General features: G+C 69.3%; 24 protein-coding genes. 13 read left to right on the top strand and 11 right to left on the bottom strand.

Features of this window, described 5'->3' with window-relative positions:
* Window position 1: 1 nt before the first annotated feature.
* Complete coding sequence (locus AB0K11_RS16280) at window positions 2-865, bottom strand: NmrA family NAD(P)-binding protein (protein ID WP_364978340.1); 864 nt, start codon at window positions 863-865, stop codon at window positions 2-4.
* A complete protein-coding gene (locus tag AB0K11_RS16275) occupies window positions 862-1293 on the bottom strand; it encodes a nuclear transport factor 2 family protein (protein WP_364978338.1) in 432 nt (143 codons plus the stop codon). Before AB0K11_RS16275 ends, AB0K11_RS16280 begins: the two co-directional genes overlap by 4 nt.
* A 79-nt stretch (window positions 1294-1372) precedes the next feature.
* Between AB0K11_RS16275 and AB0K11_RS16270 the strand changes: the two genes are divergently transcribed.
* On the top strand, window positions 1373-1966 hold the full coding sequence (locus AB0K11_RS16270) for a TetR/AcrR family transcriptional regulator (RefSeq protein ID WP_364978335.1): 594 nt from the start codon (window positions 1373-1375) through the stop codon (window positions 1964-1966).
* Window positions 1967-1990: 24 nt separating this feature from the next.
* Here AB0K11_RS16270 and AB0K11_RS16265 read toward each other — a convergent pair whose 3' ends face one another.
* Together AB0K11_RS16265 and AB0K11_RS16260 are read right to left on the bottom strand one after the other, a co-directional pair.
* Entirely contained in the window at window positions 1991-2260 is a 270-nt protein-coding gene (locus AB0K11_RS16265) for a 50S ribosomal protein L12 (protein ID WP_364978332.1), read from the bottom strand.
* Between the two features lie 14 nt (window positions 2261-2274).
* Complete coding sequence (locus tag AB0K11_RS16260) at window positions 2275-3195, bottom strand: ATP-grasp fold amidoligase family protein (protein WP_364978329.1); 921 nt, start codon at window positions 3193-3195, stop codon at window positions 2275-2277.
* 147 nt (window positions 3196-3342) lie between these two features.
* Here AB0K11_RS16260 and AB0K11_RS16255 point away from each other — a divergent pair, with 147 nt between their 5' ends.
* From AB0K11_RS16255 to AB0K11_RS16245, 3 genes are read left to right on the top strand one after another with little or no spacing between them, the layout of a single operon-like run.
* A complete protein-coding gene (locus AB0K11_RS16255; RefSeq protein WP_364978326.1) occupies window positions 3343-3972 on the top strand; it encodes a TetR/AcrR family transcriptional regulator in 630 nt (209 codons plus the stop codon).
* A complete protein-coding gene (locus AB0K11_RS16250) occupies window positions 3969-5297 on the top strand; it encodes a glycosyltransferase (RefSeq protein ID WP_364978323.1) in 1329 nt (442 codons plus the stop codon). The genes AB0K11_RS16255 and AB0K11_RS16250 overlap by 4 nt, the downstream gene beginning before the upstream one ends.
* On the top strand, window positions 5228-5494 hold the full coding sequence (locus AB0K11_RS16245) for a F0F1 ATP synthase subunit C (protein ID WP_264012553.1): 267 nt from the start codon (window positions 5228-5230) through the stop codon (window positions 5492-5494). Before AB0K11_RS16250 ends, AB0K11_RS16245 begins: the two co-directional genes overlap by 70 nt.
* A gap of 13 nt (window positions 5495-5507) precedes the next feature.
* Here AB0K11_RS16245 and AB0K11_RS16240 read toward each other — a convergent pair whose 3' ends face one another.
* The 3 genes from AB0K11_RS16240 to AB0K11_RS16230 all read right to left on the bottom strand — a co-directional run bounded on the left by AB0K11_RS16240 (window position 5508) and on the right by AB0K11_RS16230 (window position 9140).
* Complete coding sequence (locus AB0K11_RS16240; protein ID WP_364978319.1) at window positions 5508-6782, bottom strand: HNH endonuclease signature motif containing protein; 1275 nt, start codon at window positions 6780-6782, stop codon at window positions 5508-5510.
* 58 nt (window positions 6783-6840) lie between these two features.
* Window positions 6841-8190: an ammonium transporter gene (locus tag AB0K11_RS16235; protein WP_364978316.1), complete on the bottom strand. Its 1350-nt coding sequence runs from the start codon at window positions 8188-8190 to the stop codon at window positions 6841-6843.
* A gap of 122 nt (window positions 8191-8312) precedes the next feature.
* Window positions 8313-9140, bottom strand: a complete 828-nt coding sequence (locus AB0K11_RS16230) for a class I SAM-dependent methyltransferase (protein WP_364978521.1) — start codon at window positions 9138-9140, stop codon at window positions 8313-8315.
* A 185-nt stretch (window positions 9141-9325) separates the two neighbouring features.
* Between AB0K11_RS16230 and AB0K11_RS16225 the strand changes: the two genes are divergently transcribed.
* Genes AB0K11_RS16225 through AB0K11_RS16215 form a run of 3 tightly spaced genes read left to right on the top strand, consistent with a single transcriptional unit; the run spans window position 9326 to window position 11376 of the window.
* On the top strand, window positions 9326-10453 hold the full coding sequence (locus AB0K11_RS16225) for an MFS transporter (protein ID WP_364978313.1): 1128 nt from the start codon (window positions 9326-9328) through the stop codon (window positions 10451-10453).
* A 30-nt stretch (window positions 10454-10483) separates the two neighbouring features.
* On the top strand, window positions 10484-10804 hold the full coding sequence (locus AB0K11_RS16220) for a hypothetical protein (RefSeq protein ID WP_364978310.1): 321 nt from the start codon (window positions 10484-10486) through the stop codon (window positions 10802-10804).
* Window positions 10801-11376 carry an alkylhydroperoxidase AhpD family core domain-containing protein gene (locus AB0K11_RS16215; RefSeq protein ID WP_364978307.1) on the top strand — a complete coding sequence of 192 codons (576 nt, stop codon included), beginning with the start codon at window positions 10801-10803 and terminating at the stop codon, window positions 11374-11376. The genes AB0K11_RS16220 and AB0K11_RS16215 overlap by 4 nt, the downstream gene beginning before the upstream one ends.
* Before the next feature lie 10 nt (window positions 11377-11386).
* Here the strand turns inward: AB0K11_RS16215 and AB0K11_RS16210 are convergent, their stop codons facing one another.
* Together AB0K11_RS16210 and AB0K11_RS16205 are read right to left on the bottom strand one after the other, a co-directional pair.
* Window positions 11387-11749, bottom strand: a complete 363-nt coding sequence (locus AB0K11_RS16210; protein WP_364978304.1) for an STAS domain-containing protein — start codon at window positions 11747-11749, stop codon at window positions 11387-11389.
* A 92-nt stretch (window positions 11750-11841) separates the two neighbouring features.
* Window positions 11842-12123, bottom strand: coding sequence for a GlsB/YeaQ/YmgE family stress response membrane protein (locus tag AB0K11_RS16205; RefSeq protein WP_364978301.1), 282 nt, complete (start codon window positions 12121-12123; stop codon window positions 11842-11844).
* Window positions 12124-12253: 130 nt separating this feature from the next.
* Between AB0K11_RS16205 and AB0K11_RS16200 the strand changes: the two genes are divergently transcribed.
* Together AB0K11_RS16200 and AB0K11_RS16195 are read left to right on the top strand one after the other, a co-directional pair.
* Complete coding sequence (locus AB0K11_RS16200; RefSeq protein WP_364978298.1) at window positions 12254-12922, top strand: response regulator transcription factor; 669 nt, start codon at window positions 12254-12256, stop codon at window positions 12920-12922.
* 134 nt (window positions 12923-13056) lie between these two features.
* Complete coding sequence (locus AB0K11_RS16195; RefSeq protein WP_364978295.1) at window positions 13057-14298, top strand: MFS transporter; 1242 nt, start codon at window positions 13057-13059, stop codon at window positions 14296-14298.
* Window positions 14299-14300: 2 nt separating this feature from the next.
* Here the strand turns inward: AB0K11_RS16195 and AB0K11_RS16190 are convergent, their stop codons facing one another.
* Window positions 14301-15299 carry a glycoside hydrolase family 6 protein gene (locus AB0K11_RS16190; RefSeq protein WP_364978292.1) on the bottom strand — a complete coding sequence of 333 codons (999 nt, stop codon included), beginning with the start codon at window positions 15297-15299 and terminating at the stop codon, window positions 14301-14303.
* A 95-nt stretch (window positions 15300-15394) separates the two neighbouring features.
* On the opposite strand from AB0K11_RS16190, the gene AB0K11_RS16185 reads away from it, so the two are divergent.
* The 3 genes from AB0K11_RS16185 (at window position 15395) to AB0K11_RS16175 (ending at window position 17674) form a co-directional block, all read left to right on the top strand.
* Window positions 15395-15556, top strand: coding sequence for a hypothetical protein (locus AB0K11_RS16185; RefSeq protein ID WP_364978289.1), 162 nt, complete (start codon window positions 15395-15397; stop codon window positions 15554-15556).
* A 26-nt stretch (window positions 15557-15582) separates the two neighbouring features.
* Window positions 15583-16227, top strand: a complete 645-nt coding sequence (locus AB0K11_RS16180) for an adenylate/guanylate cyclase domain-containing protein (protein ID WP_364978286.1) — start codon at window positions 15583-15585, stop codon at window positions 16225-16227.
* 76 nt (window positions 16228-16303) lie between these two features.
* Window positions 16304-17674: a phenylacetate--CoA ligase family protein gene (locus tag AB0K11_RS16175; protein WP_364978283.1), complete on the top strand. Its 1371-nt coding sequence runs from the start codon at window positions 16304-16306 to the stop codon at window positions 17672-17674.
* On the opposite strand, the gene AB0K11_RS16170 is transcribed toward AB0K11_RS16175, so the two are convergent.
* Complete coding sequence (locus AB0K11_RS16170; RefSeq protein ID WP_364978280.1) at window positions 17666-18505, bottom strand: alpha/beta hydrolase; 840 nt, start codon at window positions 18503-18505, stop codon at window positions 17666-17668. The genes AB0K11_RS16175 and AB0K11_RS16170 overlap by 9 nt on opposite strands.
* Window positions 18506-18582: 77 nt before the next feature.
* On the opposite strand from AB0K11_RS16170, the gene AB0K11_RS16165 reads away from it, so the two are divergent.
* Window positions 18583-19167, top strand: coding sequence for a TetR/AcrR family transcriptional regulator (locus tag AB0K11_RS16165; RefSeq protein ID WP_364978277.1), 585 nt, complete (start codon window positions 18583-18585; stop codon window positions 19165-19167).
* The last annotated feature ends 4 nt before the right edge of the window (window positions 19168-19171 follow it).

Genomic DNA, 19171 nt, shown 5'->3' with positions numbered 1-19171 from the left:
CTCACCCTACGGACCGTCGGACCTCGGTTGCATCGGTCGCGCACATCGGAAGATTTCGGGCGCAGAATTCCTCGAATGTCCGCGCGGGGCGGCCCGTGACGTCTTCGACCGTGCGGGTGACGCGGTCTTCGGCGCCGCCGGCGATGTCGACGTCGAGCGCGGAGAGTATCCGGGCGAACTCCCGTGGTATCCCGTCCGCCGCGATGCGCTCGGCGAGTTCGTCCGCCGGCACCGACCGATGCCGGACCGGGCGGCCGAGGTGTCGGGCGACGATCGCCGCGGCCTCGTCGTAGCCCAGCGCCCGCGGGCCGGTGAGGATGTGGTCGGTGTTGTGCGCCACCGGGTCGGTGAGTGCGTGTGCGGCGACGGCCGCGATGTCGTCCGCGTCGATGAACGCCACCCGGCCGTCGCCCGTGGCGGTGACGATCTCGCCGTCACGCACTCCCTGCGCGACGAGGTGGTCGCCGGTGAAGTTCTGCATGAACCACGAGGGGCGAAGGACGGCCCACTCGGGCATCGCCGTTCGGACGAGCCGGTGCACCACTCCGAGGCCGGGGTCTCCTTCGGAGAGTGCTGACGAACTGAGTTGCACGACGCGGCGCACGCCCCGCCGCAGTGCTTCCTCCAGGAACGGCTCGACCAAGGGGGCCGGATCGGGCTCTCCCGGCGGCGCGACGAGGTACACCGCGGCGATTCCCTCGAGCGCCGGCGCGTGGGTGGCGCGGTCCCCCCAGTCGAATCGGACATGACCCGGCGACGTCGGATTCCGCGTCGCGGACCGGACGGGGACGCCGCGATCGGTCAGGACGGCCGCGACACGGCGCCCGGTCGTCCCGGTCGCCCCGAGCACCAGGACGTCGTTCATCGCGCAACGCCCCCGAAGGACTCCAACTGCTCCGTCCCGCCCATGGCCTCGGCCGCGGCCAGCGGGCTCCAGTAGTCGCGGTAGTTCTGGATCCGGCCGTCACGCACCGTGATCACGGCGATGTACCGCATCCGGTACGGCGCCCCGGAGGCGACGACGGTGCCCGCCGCTTCGAACTCCACGATCACCACCGCCGGATCGACGGTCTGGTGGACGACCTTGTGCGGGAACCCCTCGATCCGGAGCAGCTCGGGGTACCCGCGCATGTACTCCGCGACGGCTTCGCGGCCGACCACGCGTTCGGGATACCCCGGCGCGGCGAAGGGGAATTCGATCGCGCCGTCGTCGGCCCAGAGGTCGGAGAATCCGGCCATGTCCTGCCTCACCAGCAGATCGAGCGCGCGGTCGACGAGTTCGACGGGTTGCATATCCGGCCTCCTCGGTCTGGACGATACGGTACCGTTCCGTCGTAAACGATACGCGGGACGGGGCGGTATCGTCCACTCCATGTCCCGTCGCCCGCCCACCGGTGCCGCGATCCTCCAGCCGGCGGTCACCGCCTCGATCACCGAGGCAGTCCTCGACGAGATGGCCGACCTCGGATACGCGCGGTTGTCGATGGAAGCGGTCGCGAAACGGGCGGGCGTGGGCAAGAGCGCGCTGTACCGGCGCTGGCCGTCCAAACAGCAGATGGCGCTGGCGGTGCTGGCCGAGTTCAGCGTCGATCAGGCTCCGGCGCCCGACACCGGTTCGCTGCGCGGCGACCTCAGGGAGTCGCTCGACGCCGTGGCACGCTGGCTGTCACACCCCCGCTTCTCCCGGATCCTGCCCGACCTCGTCGCGGAGATGGCACGCAATCCGGAACTGAGCGACCTGGTGGAGAACATGATCGGCCGGCCACGCCGGGACCGCGGCACCGTCATCCTGCAGCGAGCGATGCGCCGGGGAGAGTTGGCGCCAGACACCGATCTGGACATCGCCCTGGATCTGATCGGCGCGCCCGTGTACTGGCGGCTGACCGTCCGCGATGCCGACGCCGAGCCGGGCTACCTCGACAAGCTCACCGACATGCTCGTGCGGGCGCTGGGAGCGCAGTCCTAGGCACGGTCTGGCCCAGGGGTCGACTCACAGCCGGTCGACGATGTCCTTGGCGTCCTTGAGTCCCATGCCGGTCTCCTCCACGAGGGCTTTGATCGCTTCGAGCTTCCTGCCGTCGAACGCGAGTTGTCGCACCGCCGGGCTCACCTGCGCCTCCGTCGGCGCGCCCTCATACGCGACGGGGATCGGGATGCCGTAGCCGCGCACCGCCCGCTCGAGCAACGCGACGCGATGCTCCAGTTGCGCGACGCGATCCCGCAGTTCGTCGCCACTGTCAGAGGAATTGAACATGCCCATCGCAACAGTCTGGCCTACCGGTAGCGGCGGGGCACAGTCCACGGGCGGCCGAATTCCAGGTCGAACGATTTCGGATCGAACGGACTGTCACCGCCTGCCGGGAAGCTGGTGAGCTCACCGAAGACGATGCGCCCGTCGACCTCGTACAGATCGACACGGACGAAATCGGTTCCGGCGCCTAGCCTTTCGGACAGTTCGATCATCTGGGCCAGGCAGCCTGGCGCAGCGGGCTCGGGATGTGCCCACGGCGGTCCGCCGCGCAAGGGTAGGTGCTGCCAGTCAGGTCGGAAGAAGTCCATCGTCCGCGAGCCGAACCGTCCGACATCGACCTGAACGAACGCGCAGCGGCCGTGGAAGACGAAGAACTTGTAGTCATCGGGGATCGCACCGTCGGCACCCGCGAGCATCTCCTCGACGATGATCCGCCGCACGATTTGCCCGTACACCCACTCGCGGTTCGGGCCCTGGCCGTAGAGCTGGGACACCCAGCCCTGCGCGATCAGGACGACGTGCTCCCGCGGCGCAACCTCCGGCCGAACGTGGCAGTACACCCAACTCCCCGGTTCGGACGGCAGTCGCGCCTCGGCCGGAGCGCTGCCGGAGACGACGATCGCCGCGCCGCTGCCGTGCGTCGGCTTGACCACGTACGTGTCGGGCAGATCGACGTCCCACAACGCCGTCGGGTCGTCGACGATCGCGTACACCCGCGGGAGGTACCGTTCCCCGACGATCGACGCGACGTGATCGCGTACCGCCGCCTTGTCCGCGAAGGTCACCACGAGTGCGCGGTGGTCGCGGAGCATCTTGTACCGCACCTTCTCCCGAAAGGTCTGCGGGTTCCGGGTGCGCCAAAGACGAACCGCGCGAACAAGTCTGCTGCGCTCGCGCCACCGAACGCCCTGCCGCTCGCTGCGGAACCGCGGCGCCGGAATCACCAGGTCAGGCTACGGCCGCGCGCGCTCCCCGCGCCCGGCGGACCGCCCGGTGAGTCACGAGCGGCGTCGACGAAAGAACATTAGATCGCTTGATCTGATATCAGATCGCCCCTTCTAATACCGGGCCGGCCGATCTACGGTCTGGACATGCGATCCACTTCCGCCCGACCGGAGTCCTTCACCAGGACGGCGCGTAGAGCACAGATCGTCGGCTGCGCGATCGAGGTGATCGCCGAGGTCGGCTATCCGCAGGCGTCGATTCGCAAGATCGCCGATCGAGTGGGGATCGCGATGAGCGCGGTGCTCTACCACTTCGGGAGCAAGGACAATCTCGTCGACGCCATCGTCGAGCACATGTACCGCACGATGCTCGCGCTGGTCGTTCCGGCGGTGGACGCCGAGCCAACGGCTGCGGGCAAGCTCAACGCCTACATCCGGTCCACCATCCGGTATTTCGGGACCCACCGGGTGGCGCTCGTCGCGCTGACCTCCACCGCGACGAGTTTCCAGCCCGGCGACGGGCGGCGCTTCGCGGAGCTGGGGCTCGACGACGAACTCTCCGAGCAGTTGGCTCGGCTGGACCCGCTGGCGATCCTGCAGGCGGGTCAGCGGACCGGCGAGTTCGGCGAATTCCCCGCCGAGTCGTTGGCGATCGCCGTGCGCGGCGCCGTCACCGCCGTCGTCGACCAGATCCTGCGCGATCCCGGATACGACGCGCGTGGGTACGGCGAAGACCTGGTCGAGATCTTCGGTCGCGCCGTCGGTGGCGCGCGGTGAGCACTGTCGCGATCGCCGCCGTCGGCAGCCGGGGAGACGTCGCGCCGCTCACCGGCATCGGGGTGCGCCTGCGCGAAGCCGGTCACCGGGTGGTGATGGCCGCGTACACCCCGTTCGCCGGCTTGGTCACCGGCTGCGGGCTGGAGTTCCGCGAACTGCCCGCCGACTTCACCCCAGGCGCCGACCACGCCGCCGCCACCTCGCGGGAGACCTTCGCCGCCATCTTCGGACCGCGTGGGGTTCGGGACGCGGGCCGGCTCGTCCTTGATGCCCTGGGCGATGTCCCGGCCGACATCCTGCTGCTCGCGCCGCTCGCCGAGCTGGCCGGTCATCCCCTCGCCGAGGCGAAGGGAATCCCGTCACTGGGAGTGCGCCTGCAGCCGCTGTCGGCCACCGCGGCGTACCCGCCCTCCGTGCTCGGCGCCTGGTCGGCCGGCGACAGAGGCAACCGCTTCGCCGCCGACGCAGGCGCATGGCTGGTCGACCGCCTCTACGGCAAAGTCGTCGCCGGATTCCGCCGCGACCTCGGGCTCCGTGAAGTCGGCGCGCGCGCACTTCGGCGCCACCGCACCGACACGCGATGGCCCGTCCTGCACGGCTATTCGCCCACCGTTCTGCCGCGGCCAGCTGACTGGCGGCCTGGCCTGGATGTGGTGGGGTACTGGTGGCCGCCGCCCGATCCGGACTGGCAGCCGCCGCCGGTGCTGACCGACTTCCTGTCCGCCGGCCCGGCCCCGATGTTCGTCGGCCTGGGCAGCACGGTGGTCACCGCATCTCGCGCCGGAGAGCTGGCCGAGATCATCACGCGCGCACTGCGGCAGGCAGGTGTGCGCGGAGTCGTCCAGTCCGGCTGGGCGGGTCTCGCGGTTCACGACGACGACGTCCTGACAATCGGTGAAGCACCCCACGAATGGCTCTTCCCGCAGATGAGTGCCGTCGTCCAGCATTGCGGCGCCGGGACCACCGCAGCGGCACTACGCGCAGGCGTTCCGACGATCGCCGTGCCAGGACCCGTCGGCGATCAGCCGTTCTGGGCGCGACGGCTGGCCGACCTCGGCGCCTGCGCCGCGACCATCCCGCAACGCACGCTCACCGCGGACAACCTCGCCGAGGCGATCCGCGTCGCGGTCGACAGCCGCGAATTGCACCTCTCCACGGCACGACTCGCCGATCGCATCGCCGGCGAGGACGGTGCAGCCCGTGCGGTCGCCGTTGTCGAAACTCTGCTCGACCCGTCCACCCACCAGGAGAACACATGGCCGCAGACCCGGAACTCGTCCGAGCGATCATCACCGCGGGAGCACTCGCCGGAGGCGGGATCATGATGGCCGGCGGCGCCATCGGAGCGGGCATCGGCGACGGCATGGCAGGTGCGCAACTCGTCGCGGGAGTCGCGCGTCAACCCGAAGCGCAGTCACGGATGTTCACGCCGTTTCTGATCACCGTCGGTCTTGTGGAGGCCGCGTTCTTCATCAACGTCGCGTTCATGGCGCTGTTCGTGTTCGCCACTCCGGGACTGTAGGCCGCGCTTCGACCTAGTTGATCGACGGTGGTGGCTGTGGTTCGAATGGTGAGTACCACCACCAGTCCGCCCGTTCGCCGGTGGGCCCGGGACAGGGTGGTACATCGGGTGGCGGTTTCGTCGGTGGGCGGGCCAGTGACGCCGAACTCAGCTGTCGCCCATCGCAATCGGTCACGATAAGGTGCTGCGCGGGTCCGGTGATGGTGATACCGCCGCGATGGTGCATCCGGTGGTGATACGGGCACACCAGCACGAGGTTGTCGAGTTCGGTGGCGCCGCCGTCCTCCCAGTGCCGGATGTGGTGGGCGTGCAGACCCCTAGTGGCGCCGCATCCGGGGACCACGCAGCAGCGGTCCCGGTGCTCGAGCGCCCGGCGTAGTCGGCGGCTGATCTGGCGGGTGTCGCGCCCGGAGCCGATGGGTTGCCCGTGGCGTTCCAACCACACCTCGAACGTGGCGTCGCACAACAGGAAGCGCCGCTCGGCGTCGGTCAACACCGGACCCAGATGCAAAGAAGCCACCTGTTCCTTGACGTCCACGTGGGCGATCACGGTGGTGCGGTGTCCGTGCGGGCGACGCGCCACCTCGGTGTCCCAGCCGGCATCCACGAGACTCAGGAACGCATCGACCGTCGTGGGCATCGGCGGAACCTGCTCCGACGCGCCAGCGGGGTCGCCGTCGCCGTCGGCGTGGTCGCGTTTCCAGTCCGCGACCATCCCGTCGAGATGTGACTGTACGGCGGCGTCGAATTTGGCCGCCTCCAGATGCGGCAGCCAGATCCGGTAGCAGGTGCCCTTGTCGTCGGTGGTCTTGCTGAACGACGGTGCGGGTTCAGGCTTGGGGTCGGGTTTCGGTTGCGGTTGGGGTGGGGGTTCGAGCTTGATCGCGGTGCGCAACTGGTTCACCGTCGCGGCGGTGACCAGCTGGGCGTAGTGCGCATCCGAGCCCGGCCCGGCCTTCTCGGCGATCACCCCGACCTGATCCAGTGACACCCGACCCTCGCGGAGGAGTTGGGTGCAGCGCGGCAATTCCTCCCACCGCTGCGCGACGGCGGTGACGATTTCAGCGTTCCTCGGTGACGACCCGGTCTTCCACGCCACCATCGCCGCCACCGACCGCGCGCCGGTCATGCCCCACAGCCCGTCGCGGTCGATCTCGGCGACGATCTCCACCAACCGCCCGTCGATCGCGTTGCGTTGACCGCACAACTCGGCGATCTCGTCGAACAGCTCCGCCAGCCGGTCCTTCGGCCTCACCGAAGGAGCGAAAGACGTTGCGCTCGAGGACATGACCCCATCATCGCAGAAGGGTCCGACAAGTCGGACCGGCTGGGCGGTCCGCTGCCGCTCAGTCGTCGCCGCGCGTCCCCGGGGGCGGCTCCGCCGCGTTCTCGTGAGACGTCTCGGGTCGCTGTGCCAGCGTGCCCGGCGCGCCGAACTGCCCAGGCCGTCGCGGTGCGGCGTGACCGTGAACGCCTTCGGCATAAGCAGTTTCGGCATGCTGGGACAGGTCGACGCCGGACGTTTCGTCCTCGGCACTGATGCGGAAGCCCATCAGGCGGTCGATCAGCTTGGCCAGCACGTAGGACGCGATGAACGCATACGCCGCGACCACCACGGCGGCCATTGCCTGCTTCCCGAGCTGCGACAGCCCACCCCCGTAGAACAGGCCGCGCGGACCGCCGGTCATCACGTCGGTCGCGAGGAGACCGATCAGCAGCACACCGACCACGCCGCCGACGAAGTGCACGCCCACGACGTCGAGTGAGTCGTCGTAGCCCAGGCGGAATTTGAGGCCGATCGCGAACGAGCACACGATGCCCGCGACCAGTCCGACCACCGCCGCACCGACCGTGTTGACCGTGCCGCACGACGGAGTGATCGCGACCAGACCGGCGACCACGCCGGAGGCTGCTCCGAACGTGGTCGGCCTGCCGTCGCGCACCTGTTCCACCGTCAGCCAGCCCAGCATGCCCAGGCACCCGGCGACCAGGGTGTTCAAGAAGACCGCCGCGGCCGTTCCGTTCGCGGCCAGCGCCGAGCCGGCATTGAATCCGAACCACCCGAACCACAGCAGACCGACGCCGAGCAGCACGAACGGCAGGTTGTGCGGGCGCATCGCGTCCTTTTTGAACCCGATCCGCGGCCCCAGCACCAGTGCCAGCGCGAGCGCGGAAGCTCCCGAGACGATCTCGACGACGAGCCCGCCCGCGTAGTCCAGCACGCCGAGCTCGAACAACCAGCCGTTCGGCGACCACACCCAGTGCGCCACAACGGCATACACCACCACCGCCCAGACCGGCACGAACACCACCCAGGCGGCGAATTTCGCCCGGTCGGCGATCGCGCCGCTGACCAGGGCCGCGGTGATCACCGCGAAGCTCAGTTGGAAGGTGACGAACAACAATTCGGGGACCTGCCCGTGCAGGGTGTCCGGACCGATGCCGCTCAGGCCGATGTGCGACAGACCGCCGATCAGACCGCCGGGGCCGTCACCGGTGAACGCCAGTGTGTAGCCGAACAGCAGCCACGACACCGTGACCAGCGGGATGGCGATGAAGCTCATCATGATCATGTTGAGCACACCGGTGGTGCGAACCATGCCGCCGTAGAAGATCGCCAGCCCCGGCGTCATGAGCAGCACGAGGGCGGTGCTGGCCAACAGCCAGGCGGTTGCGGCGGGGTCGATCTGGTCCACTGTCCGGCTCCTTCGACGGTTCCGGACGAGAATGTCGGCCGCGCGTTTCATTCAAGCGACGGCGATGTTTCCGGCATGTTTCGTCCCGGATCGCGGCGGCGGCGCGGCCGCCGTGCTTCGCGTCAACGGGTGAGACGAACCACCGCGCTCCACGGCCTGTTGCGCGGCGGCCGGTGAGCGTCGGGTTGAGGCAGGCGGGCCGTCAACCTCAGGAACCACGGCAGCCTGCGCAGCCGGTGCGCGACGACGAACACCGACTCGACTTCGCCCACCCGCCAACCACGGGCCTCGAAGTAGCCGACGCCTTCGGGCGGCGCGAACTTGAACGGCGCGTTCCGCAGCAGACCGCCGCTCCTCTCGTTCATCGCCTTCTTCAGCCCCGGGCCTGCCAGATCGAGCATCCACCACGCGACCTCGGGGCGGGTCAAGGCTCGGGACAGGTCGTCGACATCGGCCGGTTCCAGGTACATGAGCAGGCCCTCGGTGAGCACCAGTGCCTTCGTCGCACCCGCCAGCGCCTCGATCAGGAACCGGTCCCGGGCCTCGGGGTCGGAGAGGTCCACCGGATACCTCGTCAGATGGCACCGCGGCGTCTCACCGGCGAGGAGTTGCTCCTTCTCGGCGACCAGACCCGGCAGATCCGCCTCGATCCAGCGGAACTCGGCGGGCAGATCCAACCGGTACGGCCGGGTGTCCAGCCCGGCGGCAAGGTTGAGTACCCGGTCGCAACCCGCCCGGATGGCGTCGAAGACGAGGTCGTCGATCGTCTTCGTGCGCGCGACCATCCACCAGCCCGTACGCATCATCCGCGGTACTGAGGCGACGATCTGGCGTCCCCGCTCACCGGCGAGCCGATCGGCATGGGGGTCGTCGAACACCGCATCCGGGCGCGCCGACTCGACGGCGCGATACACGGCCACCCACCGTGCGGTGTCCGAGACATTCGACACCGGTGTCGCCGCCGACCCGCCATTGCCGTCAGTGCTCACGTCTTCCCCTCCCGGAGGTGTCGCCCTGCTCGTTCAGGAGCGTAATCACGACAGCGCGAAGTCCGGGACGCCGCCTCGCGGCCGTACGATTCGCGCACCGCCGTCGCACCTGTTCGAACCGGACACGAAAGAGGCCACCCCGAACCGTGAACCGATCGTGCTACCCGCTCGTCGCGTCGGGCGCCGCGCTCATCGCGTGCTGCTACGGGCTCGCGCGCTTCGGATACGGCTTGTTCACGCCGGTGCTCACCGAAGAGTTCGGTCTGACGTCGACGGCGGTCGGCGTGATCGCGGCGGGAAGCTACGTCGGCTACTGCGCGGCGATCGCCGCGAGCGCCGCTGTCACCAACCGTGCCGGACCGCGGGTGGTGGCGGTCGGCGCCGGGGTCGTCGCCACGGCGGGGATGTCGTTGGTCGCGCTCGCGCCGTCGGCGTGGGTGTTGGCCGCCGGCGTCCTCATCGCCGGGACCAGCACAGGTATCGCCTCTCCTCCACTGGCCGCCGCGGTGTCACAACGCATCAGCGGCGATGCCGGTGACCGCGCGCAGACCATCGTCAACGCCGGAACCGGTGTCGGCGTCGTTGTCTCCGGGCCCATCGCCTTCGCGCTGTTCGACCACTGGCGGCTCGCGTGGGGCACATACGCCGTCATCGCCGCCGCCGTCACGGTGTGGGTGGCCGTCACCGTCCGCGGCACGGCGGACTCGACCGCCGGACGGACCGGCCCCCGATGGCGCGGCGGGTCCTTCGGCCTTGTCGCGGCGTCGTTGCTCACCGGGCTCGGCAGCATCGCGGTGTGGAGTTTCGGTCGGGACCTGATCAGCACGACCGGATCGGCGAGTGTCGCCGTCGCATCGATCGCGTGGACGGTCCTGGGCGCCGCAGGCATCGTCGGAGCGCTCGGCGGCGAGCTCACTCAGCGCATCGGCCTCCGGCGGGCATGGGTGATCACCACGCTGGCGATGTCGGCGGCGACGGTGGTCCTCGCGCTCGCCCCGTCGAACGTCGTCGCGGTCATGGTCGGGGTCGCGGTCTTCGGGGCGGCCTATATCGGCCTCACCGGACTCGTCCTCGTCTGGAGCACCCGCGTCTATCCCGACTCGACGTCCTTCGGCGTCGGCCTGGCGTTCTTCATGATCGCGTTCGGCCAGGCGCTCGGCGCTCCCGCCGCGGGAGCGCTGATCGAGACCTTCGGAGCCGCGACCACGTTCGTCGTGATGGCCGTGCTGGGTTCCATCGCGGCGCTGTTCGCGCGAAGATCGGAGAACCCGTGAGCGCAAGTACCGAGAGGGCACTCGAGGACCGTGACCGACATCAGCCGCCTGCATCGCGAGCTCATCGCCCGCGTGCTCGGCAGCGACGCGACGACGACGCCCGAACTCCGCCGGGCCGCATTCGACAACACCGGTCTGGACGAACCGATGCGGTCGTTGGTCGACAAGGTGGCTCTCGACGCTCGTTCGGTGACTGATGAGGACGTCTCCGCCGTCCGTGCCGCGGGTCTGAGCGAGGACCAGATCTTCGAGATCGTGGTGTGCGCGGCGATCGGCCAGGCGGACCGCCAGTACACCACTGCTCGTGCCGCGCTCGCCGATGCCACCGGACAAGGGTCGGGCCGGCGATGAGACTCGAGATCCTGGACCGCGGACACCCCTTCGGCACGAGAGCCCTGCTGGCCGTGATCCGGCTGGTGTCGCGTCACCCGGTGGTCGACGCCGTCAAGCTGGCGCTGTACCGAAAGGATTTCTACGGGGCAGGGGATCTGACCCATGAGGCGATGCGTGGGACGTCGTCCTGGTCGGTCGGCGATCGCGAGTTGATGGCCGCGGTCGTCGCACAGGCCGATGAATCGCCGTTCTGCGTCGCCGCACACTCCGCCACGTCGGAAATGTGGTTCGGCGATCCGGCAAAGGTCAGCGCAGCACTCACGGATCTGGACACGGCGCCGATCGAGGAGCCGCTGCGGGCGACGCTGCGGATGCTCCACAAGCTCGCTCGCGAACACACCGTCGACGCCGATGACATTCGAGATGTGTTGGCGGCAGGGGTTTCCGCCGCGCAGATCGAGGATGCGCTGGCCGTGTGTCTGGCGTTCGACATCACCGCCCGGCTGGCCAATGCCTTCGACTTCGCGATCGCACCGCCCGACGCCATGACGGCCGGGGCGCGACACCTGCTCAAACGCGGATACCGCTGAGCGGCGACCGCTAGCCGAGGTGGTTCAACGCCTCGTCGAGTGTCCGGTGGACGGAGACGATGGCGTCCACGGCGGTGAGCGCAAGCGGCCGGCGGGTGGCGGGACCGTCGGCGACCACCGCGAAAGGCACCGACGGTGGCATGTCGCATTGTGTGACCAGGAGCAGATTCATTCCGGCGGCCGCCAGAAAGTGCACTTCCGACAGGTCCACGATCAGGGCCGCGGGCACTTCGCGCAACGCCGCCTCGATCGCCTCGCTCAGCTCGGGCGCGGTGAGCATGTCAAGGTCTCCCGAGACCGAGATCACCACGAGGCTGTCGATCCACTCCCGGGTGATGCCGAATCCGGCGCGTACAGCGTGCTGGCGGTTCATGATTCCCCTTTCGACACGCTGATGGGTGAGATGCGGAGCGGCAGAGGCCGGCCCCGGTCGGACCGGAGCCGGCCTCTTCGCCGGCGGCGTGCCTAGCGGTGGCTGACGGACCTGCGTCCGCCGACGCGGAGCCAGATCACCAGAACGATGACGGCGCCGATGATCGAGCCGATGAGACCGGCCGGCTGCAGGAATCCGTCTGCACCGTCCTTGTGGAAGAGCAGGTATCCGAGGAAGCCTCCGACGAATGACCCGACGACGCCGAGCAGGACGGTCATCGGGATCGACAGGTTCTGCTTGCCCGGCACGAGCAGGCGCGCGAGGGCGCCGGCGATGAGTCCGATCACGAGGACGGTGATGATGAGACCGATCATGGCTGTCAGCCTTTCTGTTTCAGCGCGGTGTGCGCTGGGATCGGGCGGTCGGGCGGCTGCCTGACACTGACATCAGTCGAACACCCCTAAGGGTGATGCAGATACACCCCTAGGTAGGTAATCTGACGTCATGGCATCGCCGCCGAAGGCACCGATCACCGTCGCCCTGGTCGACGACTACGACGTCGTGCTGATGGGCGTGGCCAACATGTTCGATCGCTACCGCGACCGGGTCGTCGTCGCCGAGATCGATGCGAACATGGGCCTGGAGGACGCGGTCGACATCGTGCTCTACGACTCCTTCGCCCAGCCAGAGTCCGACCACGAGGAGATCGGCCACCTGGTGGCGAATCCGCGTGCGCGCCGGGTCGTGGTGTACACCTGGAACTTTCATCCCGATCTCATTGCGAGCGCCCGCGAACACGGTGCTCACGGATATCTCTCGAAGACGCTGCCCGCACGGGAGCTCGTCGCCGCCATCGAGGCGGTGCACGCCGGTGAGACGATCATCAGTGATCCCCCACCGCGGGTCCGAAGTGCTCCCGGGCTCGACTGGCCGGGCCGCGGCGAGGGGCTCAGCGACCGCGAGGCCGAGATCCTCGCGCTCATCACCCAGGGCAAGAGCAACGCCGACGTCGCGGCCCTGACCTACCTCAGCCCGAACACCATCAAGTCCTACATCCGCACGATCTACCGCAAGCTCGGCGTCGCCAGTCGCACCCAGGCCGTGCTGTGGGGCGTCAAACACGGCTTCACGCCCGACCACAACCGCATCGAGCACTGGAAGGGCGGCCCCTGACACCTCCGAGCACAATGCGCACAAGGGGTTATTCGCGGGTTGCGGAGGTAGTGCACACAACCACGACATCGTCGCTCGAGCTTCGTAATTTGAGGTCGACACCATCACCGGTGTGACCGAGAACGGAGCGCCCGATGCCGCAGGTGACAGCCCAGGCCCGGCGGGAGCCGACCGCTTCCGCCGCACGGCGCATCATCGCGGTGCTGCTAATGGTCAGCCCGCTCGAACAGGTCGCCTTCGACATCTACACCCCCGCTCTGCCGAGGATCGCCGAGCACTTCGCGGCGTCGAACACGATGGTGCAGAACACCGTCACCGCCTACGTGCTGGGAATGGCACTGGTGGTGCTTCCCGCGGGACTGCTCGCCGATGCGATCGGCCGTAAGCGCGTGCTGCTGGCCGGGATCGGGCTGATGACGGTGACGAGCATCGGGTGCGCGCTGGCGAACGATCTGCCGGTGATGATCGGACTGCGCCTGCTACAGGGTTTCGGCGGGGGCACCTGCCTGCTGCTGGCCGCCACGGTGGCGGCGGACTGCTTCCGCGGCGCCAAACTGGTGTCGGTTCTCGGCCTGCTCGGCGCGGCGTGGGGTTCGGCTCCCGTGGTGGCGCCGGCCATCGGCGGCTTCATATCGCAGTTCGGGTCGTGGCGGTTGGTCTTCGTGGTGCTGGCCGCGCTGACGGCGGCGGTCGCGCTGCTGGTGACGGTGGTACTGCCGGAAACGCTGCAGCGGGACCGCCGGTCGCCGGTGGACCTGCGCGTCGCGGCAGGTGTGCTGGGCGAGGCACTGCGGCACCGCGGCTTCGTCGCATTCGCCATGATGTTCGGTGTCGTCGCGGCGGCACAGACGGTGTTCGCAGTCGTCGGCCCCTTCCTGTACCAGGACGGTCTCGGATTCTCCTCAGCCGCTTACGGTTTCGTCGCACTCGGCGTCGGCGCCGCCAACTTCACGGGTGCGGCGACCTGCAGCGCGCTGGCCCGGCGGACGACGACGCGACGGCTGACCATCGCCGCGTCGGCGGTGCTCGCGCTGGCCGGGGCGATCATGCTCGCCTCCGCGCAGTGCGTCGGGTTGTCCGCGTTGGCGATCACCGGCGGCGCAGCGGTCGCGCTGCTCAGCATCGGCGTGCTGGACCCGCTGACCAAGGGTCTGGCGATGGGGGTGTTCTCCCGCAACATCGGCCTGATCACCGGATTGATCAGCACGTTCTGCTACGGGTCGATCGCGCTGGCGACGGCGTTGATGGCGTGGCTGCCCGAGCGGTCGCAGGCGCCGCTGGGCTGGTTCTACGTCGCGGCCGCGGCGGGACTGGTGGCGGTGCTGACGATCACCGCGAAGCAGAGGTCCCGGGCGACGGCCGCAGTGTTCGCCTGAGGCTACCGGCCCGCGTTGCCGGCCAGGTCGATCGCGAACTGGTTGACGAAGGTTCCCGCGCTCGGTGCGCCGCGGCACGAGCCGTCGGACTCACCGGGTCGTTTGACCCACAGGAAGGCATCGACCTGCGGGTTGCCGGTGGCGGTGGTGGGCGCGGCGCCCAGCGCGCGTCCGCTCGGGTTGCACCAGTACAGATCGTCGCCCTCCACCGGACCGGCGCCGTTGCGTGAGGTGTCGATGACGAAGGGCTTGCCGCCGGTCATCCCCGAGATCGCCCCGCCGTACCCGAGGTTCTCCTCGGTGGTGAAGAAGTTCGCGGTGTTGAGGCTGAACCCGCGCGCCTTGGCCACCCCGACGTCGTTCAGCCTGCCCGCCATGACGTCGGCCGCCACCCAGCGCGGATGACCCGCGTCGACGTACACCGCCGTGGCGGGATTGCGGGTGAGGGTGTCGACGGCGTAGCGGATCAGGTCGTAGCGCTCCTGCTGCTGGTCGGGCGACAGGCAGTCGGCCATGGCGAGTGCGTCGGGTTCGAGGATCACCGCGGCCGGTCCGGAGCCCACGGCGGCGGCGACGCCGTCGATCCACCCGCGGTACGAATCGGCGGAGCCGAAGCCGCCCGCGGCGAAGCTCCCGCAGTCGCGATTCGGGATGCCGTACAGCGCCAGGATCGGCACGGTGCCCGCCGCCTGGGCGGTCGCGATGTACTTCGCGTCGACCGAAGGGGTCGACAGGTGGTCCATCCAGTACGCCGTCGGGGTGTCGGCGATGGCGTTGAGCTGAGGGTTCGGCGGATCGACGCCGTCGGCGGCGCGCCTCGCCTTCGACGCCGGGTTGACGTAGAAGGCCTTTCCGGCCAGCGGGTTCGCATCACTGACCAGGCGCACGGCCGGGGCGGGTCCCACCGGCGCCGGGTCGGCGACCAGAGCCATCCCGGCGACGGCCGCCACTGCCAGGAAGGGGGTGAACCACCGCGCGACCGCGCCAACAGCTGAGGACATCACCCAAGGGAAATTAGTGGTTCGAAACACTTCGCGCCAATCTCCCTGTGCGCGGTGCGGGCGGATGGCGCGCCTCGCCCGCCGATAATCGTCGGGTGACCGTTGCGCTGCTGATCGTCATCGCGCTCGAGACCGCCGGCCTGATCGCGCTCGGGATCGTGCTGCTGGTGTCGCGGCGGAGCCTGGCGGCGGCCCGCAGGGCCCTCGAACGCCGACCGCGGGGAGACGACACGAACCACGCCGGCGCAAGCCGGTAGGCGTCGCGCCCCTGGCGGTCAGGGCGGTGACGAACACCGTGCAGACCGCCGACGCGATCCTCCGCAAGGGCATCGGCGGGCAGGTGCGCAGCTCGATCGAGGACCTCGCCGGCTGGGCCCGCGTCGAACGTCCCGACCTCGCGAAGATCACCGCCGCGGGGACGGTGGTCCTGGTGTTCTCCGACATCGAGGGGTCCACCCGGCGCAACGAGGCGATGGGCGACCGCGCCTGGGTGCAGCTGCTGGAACGGCACAACAGGCTGATCGCGGGGCTCGTCACCGACCACGGCGGCTATGTGGTGAAGAACCAGGGCGACGGGTTCATGATCGCCTTCCCCGAGCCGGTCGACGCGGTGCGGTGCTGCATCGCCGTCCAGGACGCCCTGATGCGCGGCGGCGGGCGGTGGGACGGCATCCGGGTGCGGATGGGCGCGCACGTCGGCACATCGGTGCGGCGCGGCGACGACCTGTTCGGCCTCGACGTCGCCGTGGCGGCGCGCGTCGCCGACCTCGCCGACGGTGGCCAGATCCTGGTGACCGCCGCGCTTCAGGAGTCGATCGGTGAGGTCGAAGCCTTCGGTTTCGGCGCGCCCCAGGAGGTGGAGTTCAAGGGGGTCCGCGGCACCCAGACGGTGTACGCGGTGCAGCATCCGCGGGTGCTGCAGCGGTGAGTCGAGCTCAGTGGCCGTTCGCCGGACAGGAACTCCTGGCCTCCATAGCGTTGCGGGGACGGAGGAAGGAACCGCCATGGGACGGTCGGCCTATCAGCGCATCCGCGCCGCCCACCTCGACGCCGTGCAGGCGGCGCTCGACGATCACGTGGGCCGTCTCGACTGGCCGGCGGAGCAGATCCGGCAGCACCGCGACCTGAGGCTGCGTTCCCTGCTCGCGTATGCCCGCGAACGCTCCGCGTTCTACTCCGAACGGCTGCGGGGCGTCGATGTCGCGGCGGTGACAGCCGCAGACCTGGTCTCGATCCCGATGCTGACGAAATCCGAGGCGCAGACCCACTGGGATGCGATCGTGACGACGCCGGACCTCGATCGCGCAGCCGCGGAACGCCTTCTGGGCGAGCAGACATGGTTCTCCTACACCGCTGACGATCACCAGGTGTTCAGTAGCGGCGGCTCGAGCGGCGTGCGGGGGGTGTACGTCTGGGACTGGCAGTTCTTCGTCACCACCGCATGCCTTGCATGGCGCATGCAGGCGCGAGCGGAACGTCGACGCGAGCCGATGCCGAGGGCGCTGCTGGCGGTGCTGACCGCCGGGGTGCCACCGCACGCCAGCACGCCGCTGTTCGACGTGCCCACCGTCGCGGGCATGGACACGGTCGTGATCGAGGCCGGAGCGCCGTTCGACGAGGTGCTCGCGGCGGTGCAGGAGCATGACCCCACCCACCTCGTGGGCTATGCCAGCGTCATCGGCCGACTGGCTCGCGCCACGCTCGCCGGCGATCTGCGGGTCCGGCCGTCGCGAGTGAGCACCAACTCCGAGCCGCTGCTGCCGGAGGATCGTGACGCGATCGTCGATGCGTGGCATGCACCGCTGCACAACCTCTGGGGCTCGACCGAAATCGGCGTGCAAGCGGTGGGTTGCGGGCAGGGGCAGGGGCTGCACATCTGCGAGGACGAGGTCATCCTGGAACGCGTCGACGGCGATGGTCTGCCGGTGGCGCCCGACGAGCCCGCGGTGCGCACCCTGGCCACCGGTCTGTCCAACCGCACGTTCCCGTTCATCCGGTACGACCTCGGCGACCAGATCACGATGATGCCCGAGCCGTGTGCCTGTGGCAGCGCGTTCGCCCGGGTCGCCGACATCAGCGGCCGGCGCGACGACGATTTCGTCTACGGCTCACAGTCGGTGCCCGCCAGCGTCTTTCGACATGTGCTCGGCACCGACCCCCGCGTCGCGGAGTACCAGGTGCTACAGACCGAGGGCGGTGCGGACGTGCTGGTGATCGCCGGCGCCGACGTCTCGTCCCTGGCCCCCGCGCTGGTCGCGGCGATGCAGCGGCACGGCGTCGCGGACCCGGCGATCCGGATACGGGCGGTCGACACGCTGGGCCGTCACGCGACCAGCGGCAAGCTCAAGCGCTTCGTCCCGCTGGCGTCACGCTGACCGGGTCAGCGGAACGAACGCCCGCAACGCGTCCGCCATCGCTTCTGGCTGGTCCTCGGGGATCAGCGTCCAGGAGTCGTCGACGATCACCTTCGTCGCGTCGGGGTACAGCTCGACCAGCCGGTCGGCATGCTCGAGCGGCATCATCAGATCCTCCCGCGCCCAGACCACGAGCACCGGCCGGGTGAATGCCCGCATCTGCTCCGACATCTCGAGCAGACGCCGGCGAGACGGCGCTCCGGTCGCGAACTTGACCAGATCGCGCCGGATCGCGGCGTCCTGCACAGCGGGGCGGAACCACTCGTCGTACAGCGCGTCCGGCAGTCCCTTCTTGCTCATGGCGCCGTAGGCACGCCGGCTGTGACGGAAGAAGCGGGTGCCAAACATCCTGCTCAGGAGCCACCCGCCGCCGGGGAACCGGCAGAGCAGAGCGGCCGGGCGCGCCGGCTCGGGCGGGTAGTTGTCGAAGGCTGTGCACGACGCGAGCACCAGCCTGCCCACGCGCTTGTCCCGGCCTTCCGATATCACGAATTGTCCTCCGCCCCAATCGTTGAGCACCAGGGTCACGTCGTCGAGGTCCAGCGCGTCGAGGAAGTCGGCGAGTATGCGGGCCATGCCGTCCTCGGTCAGCACCGCGTCGTCGTTCATCGGCGTCGTATGGGCGCCCATGGGCAGGGTGGGCGTGATGCAGCGGTACCCGGGCAGCAGGGGCAGCACCTTGCGCCACTGCCTGCCGTCCATCAGCAGGCCGTGGCCGAAGACCAGGACGGGCCCCTGCCCACCGGTGTCCTCGTACGCGATGGGGCCGGCCGGCACGTCGACTGTGGGCATCCAGGCCTCCTAGATAGATCGTTCTACTCAGGCCGACGATATGCTGTGCCAGGACCCTTGCGCAAGGAGGAGTTGTGATGGCGGATCTCGGCACCCGCGACCGGATACTGGAGGCGACGGCGGAGCTGTACCGGCGCCAGGGGATGTCCGCGACCGGCCTCAAGCAGATCTCCGGCGCGGCGCGGGCGCCGTTCGGCTCGATCTACCACCACTTCCCCGGCGGCAAGGAATCGATCAGCGCCGAAGTCATTCGCAGCGAAGGAGTCCGGTACGGCGAATTCGTCGGCGCGCAGTTGGCGCAGGCCGACCCGGCGACCGGCATCCCGCAGTTGTTCATGAACGCCGGCGAGCTGTTGCAGACCCAGGACTACAGCGAGGCCTGCTCGATCGAGACCATCGCCCTCGAGGTGGCGAGCACCAACGAGCGGCTACGCCTGGAGGCCGCCGAGGTCTTCGAAAGCTGGTTGGCCGGGCTCGCGGACTGGTTCGGCCGACTCGACATCACCGCCGAACAGAGCCGGCGATTCGCGCTCGTGACGCTGACGGCGCTGGAGGGAGCGTTCGTGCTGTGCCGCACGCTGCGCTCGATCGAGCCGATGATCGCCGCGGGCGACGGCGTGCAGTCCGCCGTGAGTGCTGCACTCGCGGACGTGCGCGCATAGGGAT

It is taken from the genome of Mycobacterium sp. NPDC050551 (assembly GCF_040674075.1).
In the GTDB taxonomy this organism is placed as follows: domain Bacteria; phylum Actinomycetota; class Actinomycetes; order Mycobacteriales; family Mycobacteriaceae; genus Mycobacterium.
The sequence above is the reverse complement of the archived record's forward strand: the minus strand, read 5'-3'. Positions and strand labels throughout refer to the sequence as shown.

Coding starts and splice junctions, on each gene's coding strand:
- AB0K11_RS16280 (WP_364978340.1), bottom strand. CDS start 865: ATGAACGACGTCCTGGTGCTCGGGGCGACCGGGACGACCGGGCGCCGT.
- AB0K11_RS16275 (WP_364978338.1), bottom strand. CDS start 1,293: ATGCAACCCGTCGAACTCGTCGACCGCGCGCTCGATCTGCTGGTGAGG.
- AB0K11_RS16270 (WP_364978335.1), top strand. CDS start 1,373: ATGTCCCGTCGCCCGCCCACCGGTGCCGCGATCCTCCAGCCGGCGGTC.
- AB0K11_RS16265 (WP_364978332.1), bottom strand. CDS start 2,260: ATGGGCATGTTCAATTCCTCTGACAGTGGCGACGAACTGCGGGATCGC.
- AB0K11_RS16255 (WP_364978326.1), top strand. CDS start 3,343: ATGCGATCCACTTCCGCCCGACCGGAGTCCTTCACCAGGACGGCGCGT.
- AB0K11_RS16245 (WP_264012553.1), top strand. CDS start 5,228: ATGGCCGCAGACCCGGAACTCGTCCGAGCGATCATCACCGCGGGAGCA.
- AB0K11_RS16240 (WP_364978319.1), bottom strand. CDS start 6,782: ATGTCCTCGAGCGCAACGTCTTTCGCTCCTTCGGTGAGGCCGAAGGAC.
- AB0K11_RS16215 (WP_364978307.1), top strand. CDS start 10,801: ATGAGACTCGAGATCCTGGACCGCGGACACCCCTTCGGCACGAGAGCC.
- AB0K11_RS16210 (WP_364978304.1), bottom strand. CDS start 11,749: ATGAACCGCCAGCACGCTGTACGCGCCGGATTCGGCATCACCCGGGAG.
- AB0K11_RS16205 (WP_364978301.1), bottom strand. CDS start 12,123: ATGATCGGTCTCATCATCACCGTCCTCGTGATCGGACTCATCGCCGGC.
- AB0K11_RS16200 (WP_364978298.1), top strand. CDS start 12,254: ATGGCATCGCCGCCGAAGGCACCGATCACCGTCGCCCTGGTCGACGAC.
- AB0K11_RS16195 (WP_364978295.1), top strand. CDS start 13,057: ATGCCGCAGGTGACAGCCCAGGCCCGGCGGGAGCCGACCGCTTCCGCC.
- AB0K11_RS16190 (WP_364978292.1), bottom strand. CDS start 15,299: ATGTCCTCAGCTGTTGGCGCGGTCGCGCGGTGGTTCACCCCCTTCCTG.
- AB0K11_RS16175 (WP_364978283.1), top strand. CDS start 16,304: ATGGGACGGTCGGCCTATCAGCGCATCCGCGCCGCCCACCTCGACGCC.
- AB0K11_RS16170 (WP_364978280.1), bottom strand. CDS start 18,505: ATGCCCACAGTCGACGTGCCGGCCGGCCCCATCGCGTACGAGGACACC.
- AB0K11_RS16165 (WP_364978277.1), top strand. CDS start 18,583: ATGGCGGATCTCGGCACCCGCGACCGGATACTGGAGGCGACGGCGGAG.